At 56.4% G+C, this 4,629-nt stretch carries 2 protein-coding genes; one reads left to right on the forward strand and one right to left on the reverse strand.

Features of this window, described 5'->3' with window-relative positions:
- Window positions 1-1,492 precede the first annotated feature (1,492 nt).
- The gene (locus AWB69_RS44715; RefSeq protein ID WP_062093157.1) at window positions 1,493-2,098 is read left to right on the forward strand and encodes a nuclear transport factor 2 family protein; all 606 of its coding nucleotides are present in this window, start codon (window positions 1,493-1,495) and stop codon (window positions 2,096-2,098) included.
- Between the two features lie 915 nt (window positions 2,099-3,013).
- Here the strand turns inward: AWB69_RS44715 and AWB69_RS44725 are convergent.
- Complete coding sequence (locus AWB69_RS44725) at window positions 3,014-4,045, reverse strand: hypothetical protein (protein ID WP_156529214.1); 1,032 nt, start codon at window positions 4,043-4,045, stop codon at window positions 3,014-3,016.
- Window positions 4,046-4,629: the final 584 nt, after the last annotated feature.

The raw sequence follows: 4,629 nt of genomic DNA on the forward strand, positions 1-4,629 counted from the left end.
CATTCACTCTGATTTTACCGCCCCCGGACCATGTCGATAAGAATCAGATAACACGACAAGTAGTCTGACGCCGGGGGCCGGTATAGTCGCTTTTGTAGCGGTCAAATACATTATCCCGCAACCAGTCGCTTGGATAGTGGCAACACCCGTGCTCGCGACCGCCATTATTTACGTTATTCATGGGCTAATCTTTCCAAGCGTGGATGCGGCGGCAAAAGCTTTCCTGTTCGACCTTTTATCAGAGGTGACAGTGGAGCATAGAGAGAATACCAGTATTGGTGACGCTCGGGCTTAGCTTGAGGGCCATGCGACTATCGCGTTCTTGCCGACCGGATACCGCCATTTCTTATTGTCTGCGTCGGCATAGACCAGTCCGTGTCCTGAGTCCAAAGACCCTCCATGCTTCACCATTTTCCAGCGCTTCTCCCGAAATTCGAAGGCAACTTACATCTGGCCGTTGGTCGTCGTATCTTGCTCTTGCAAGGCCGTGACAGATGCACCCATTGGCATGCTCCTTTCGAAAAGCGGGTGCCTGGATCTTTCGTTTTACCCGAAGGGCTACTCTACTGACTTTCCAGTATCTACGGCTTCAGATGGCTTTAGCGCATCCTTTGCTGCCCATTTTCGCCACAGCGTATGTTAGTTGAAGCTTTCCCGGGAACATACGGAGCGCCGAAGGTCCCCCGTTGACAGGGACTTGGACCACAGATTCCGCCCCTCGCTCGAGTCGAACGGCCACGCATCCCCCGGCAATCCGGCTTAACTTCAAGATGCTCGGATCCCTTGATCGACTGCGGTGCCATTGCTGTTCTTCCGTGTGCAGTGCTGATTGGCAACGACAACCACGACTTAACTTGAGCAGCCTGTTTTGTGTGCGTCGCATTGGGGTTTATACTATAGTTTCTATGTGCGATCGAGTTCATAATTAGGAACATCGAATCGACGCTAAGCTTATGAGAAATAGCTCGCTCGTTTTGGTTTCGCCGAGTTGGTCGTTGCACCACGATTCGAACCTCGCAGGGTTACGGATCTATATTCATATTGCGCTTGCTGCGTGTGAAGCCGGTGCAATAGAAATAGAGGATAGTGACGTCAAACGACCTGTCCCGTCACACTTTGGACGAATAGCTGGATTTTTCGCTTCGCAGTCTAGGAGTGCAAGACTGCCATGAATCAACACATGTGGCACGCACGCAGATCACCTTCTGCCGCTCGGCCGCAACAATCTCGGCCTGGATGCTGTAGCTATGGAGGGGCGATTATGTATGCATAACTAACAAACTCATGACAATGGCGAAGAATTGTGGATGCAACATTTATCTTATGAAACATACGAGCGACCAACACATTGACTTACTGGGGGGATTGCTCCTCGTGACACCGCATGGTGATTACCGTGCGGCCACTGTTGCACGCCTCTCAGTGCGGTCGCGATGATGGGTGTCGAAAAATCCGTCTTGCACCTACAAGTGATCATCATCAAGGGAACAAAATGGACATCGAAATAATCGATCGCCTTTCGATCCGGGAAGCAGTAGAAAATTGGGCTGTTTGGCGCGACGCTGGCGACTGGGAGCGATTTCGCAGCGTCTGGAGCGACGATGGCATGATGATCGCAACCTGGTTTCAAGGAACCGCTGACGAGTTCATTCGCGTTAGCAAAGAAGGCTGGAACCGTGGCGTCAGCATCCTGCACTTCTTGGGTGGGACGTCCATAGACCTGACCGGGAAGCGCGCTATCGCGCAAACCAAGATGACTATCTCGCAACGTGCGGAAGTCGATGGGGTTGTGTGCGATATCATCTGCACTGGCCGCTTCTATGACTTCTTCGAGAAGTGCGAAAGGGGCTGGAAGGTAGTTCATCGTCAGCCAATTTACGAGAAAGACCGCATCGACTCGGTTGTACCTGGTAAGGGGCCAGAGCTGGACCCGGAAATTCTCGGCTTGTTCCCGCAGGGTTACCGCCATCTCGCATACGCGCAGACGAAGATTGGATACACCGTGAAGCGTGACATGCCAGGCCTCAAGGGTCCGGAAATCGAAGCGCTGTATGAGAAGGGTCGCGCATGGCTTAACGGTGATGCGCTCATCCGTTGATGGCGCCAGGAAAACTTCATCTATAGCAGCACGGCGGCACGCATCGTTTTAGTTCGGAACGTTTCGCACACGCTCCAGAGGAAACCAAGCGGCATCGGTAATCATATAGCCAGCCTGAGCCTCGCGGCAAGAGGCGCATACGTCTCAGTTGACCGATCGTTCCCACGCACAATCTCGCGTGCGGCTGGCCTAGGCGATGCGCAGCCATTCTCAGGTCATCGACATCGAAGCCTGAAAACCCCAGAATGAAACCATCGTCGTAGGCGACTGGATTAGTACAAGGAAGCGGATGATCGAAGCACTTCGCAATGCCGCGGTAAAACCCGATCCGGTGCAACGATGGATGTACAAGGATGTGGTCGGAATGGCCGAACTCAGCCGAGACCTTAGTGCTTCTCTGCAAGCCATCCCAACGGAAGAGGGCGGGGCTGCTTGTCGGCCATTGCCGACATTCGAGTCACTGGGTTCGTTGGTCGGTTAAAAGTCGCTTTCCGGACATTCACCGTACAGGGTGTTTCACTTTGGCCGCTGACAGCAAATGTGCCACGCCCGACGTAGCCACGCACGCAGTTGTGCCTGCCGTCGTGCGAAGCCTCGGACATCTGGCGCTCGATTTCGTGCAGCAGTCGCCCCAGCACCGTGCGCTGGCGCCTGAGCAGGTGACGCATGCTTGAACTGCGTGGCATGCGCATAACCGCCGCCCTACGCGATCTTGCGGGTTTGAGCTTGCTCTTTAGCTGGTGATGGTTAAGAACGCATGCGCAGGCGTACCGTCTTGTCCAACCGAGATGGTGCTGTGCTGGATGTGGATGGGTTGCTGAAGCGGCTTGGTGTGGATCTGAAAGGAGCCGCCCGTTGCGCCGGCGGCCAGCGGCACCGTCGCCGGCACCGGCGCTTCCGTGGGGTTGCTGCTCTCTACCGTGACGTGGCCCCCCCGGGACCGACCGCTGCGGCGAGTGTAAAGTGAGCAAACGATGTTGAACCGCCGGTCACTGTCGACGGACTGAGCGTCAGACTCTTCACGACGATGTTGGACGGGCCGCCTGCCAGTACCTCGAACGTGAATGGTATTGCGGAGCCGGAAACGCTTGCAGTGAGCGTCACGGGAGTCGTCACTCCGGCCGGATCGACCTGAAGGTAAAACGCTTCAATTGGCGAGACGGCGCCGGCAGGGATTGGGACTATATCCGGGATCGGGACCACGAGCAGGGGCTCGCTCGAGACGATGCTGACATTCAAGCCGCCCGCGGCCGCTGTAACGTTCAGTGTCAGCGATCCCTGCGGCGCGTTCGGCGGATACTGATAGCCTTGCGCCGAAGCCGGTACATACTTGAATGCCGCAATGGCCGGCGACAGGACGGTCAGCGATTGCTGTACCGTTTGTGCGCCCAGCTTTGCCGTTGCCGTCACCACCGTTGCGTCGGCAACGGCTACCGTGCTCGCGGTAATAGGCGCCGTGCTTGTTCCGGGGGGAACGATGACCGTGGACGAGTTGAACGTAGCCGCAGCATTGTTCGTCGAGAGCGATATGGTTGCACCAGCAACTGGCAGCGCAGGTACAGGGTCGCTCAGGAAGAGCGTGCCGGAGACTGGCTGGCCGCCATAGACGGCGGTCGGAAGATCCAGCGCGGAGAACCCCACTTCTGGGCCAAAGACACAGTTGTTCTGTATCTGCGACCAGATTGCCTGAACCTGAAAAGTCTGTCCCCCGCTAGTCTGGACATTACCGACGGGGGAAAGTTGGAATTGCGGGTAGCCAGTGCCCTGACAGATGTCGCCGATTTCGTCACGCGGGTTCGTGTTCGAATCGGTCCAGCCGCTTCCTCCGGATGGATCAGTAATGATCTCACTCAACTCGTGGCTGCACACGACGGTGAGCGTATTCAGCACGATGCCGTACGGTGTTGTCGTCGGGACGCTACAAGTTGGTATCACGACATAGAGCACGTTCCCGTTCGAAGAGTGGTAGCCATTGAAACTGTTGGCGGCACAGCTCGTTTGACCCTGAAACGTCACGCTTACGGACTGCGGCAGGAACAGCACGTAGACGGTGTTGGCGCTGGGCTGCGGAAAGCCTAGCGTCTGGTTGCTGATCCATGAATGCAGGTCGGTCTGGATTTGTGCATCGGACAGCGATGTGGGGGGGCGTGCCAGGGGCTGTGATCACCCGGTCGTTGACGACCGAGCCAGGATTTATCTGCGTGCTGGCGGTGCTGTATTCGTGCAACATCAGCATGTTTGGACTGCTGGCGCCGACGAAGAATTGCAGGAAAGTCAGCAACTGGCCAGACAGCGGGCTGCCTTGGCCGTATGGCCAGCCATTGCCCCATATGACCGGCACGACCTGCACGGTTCCGATAACCGGGCCGCCGCCGTTCTGCACGTTAGGGTTCGCCATGAGGTGGTCGCTCCGCCATTTCGCAATGGGCGTTCATTGTGCACCTCCTTCTGAGACCTCGATAAACATTGGGATTTGTCCTTCCCCATCATTGCGACACGGGCGATGTTTGCGCGATAAGGCCGCTGTAACC

The sequence above is a fragment of the Caballeronia udeis genome (assembly GCF_001544555.2).
Classification (GTDB): domain Bacteria; phylum Pseudomonadota; class Gammaproteobacteria; order Burkholderiales; family Burkholderiaceae; genus Caballeronia; species Caballeronia udeis.

What these genes read in the sequence shown, in the direction of transcription:
- AWB69_RS44715 (WP_062093157.1), top strand. Translation starts at nt 1,493, where the DNA reads ATGGACATCGAAATAATCGATCGCCTTTCGATCCGGGAAGCAGTAGAA.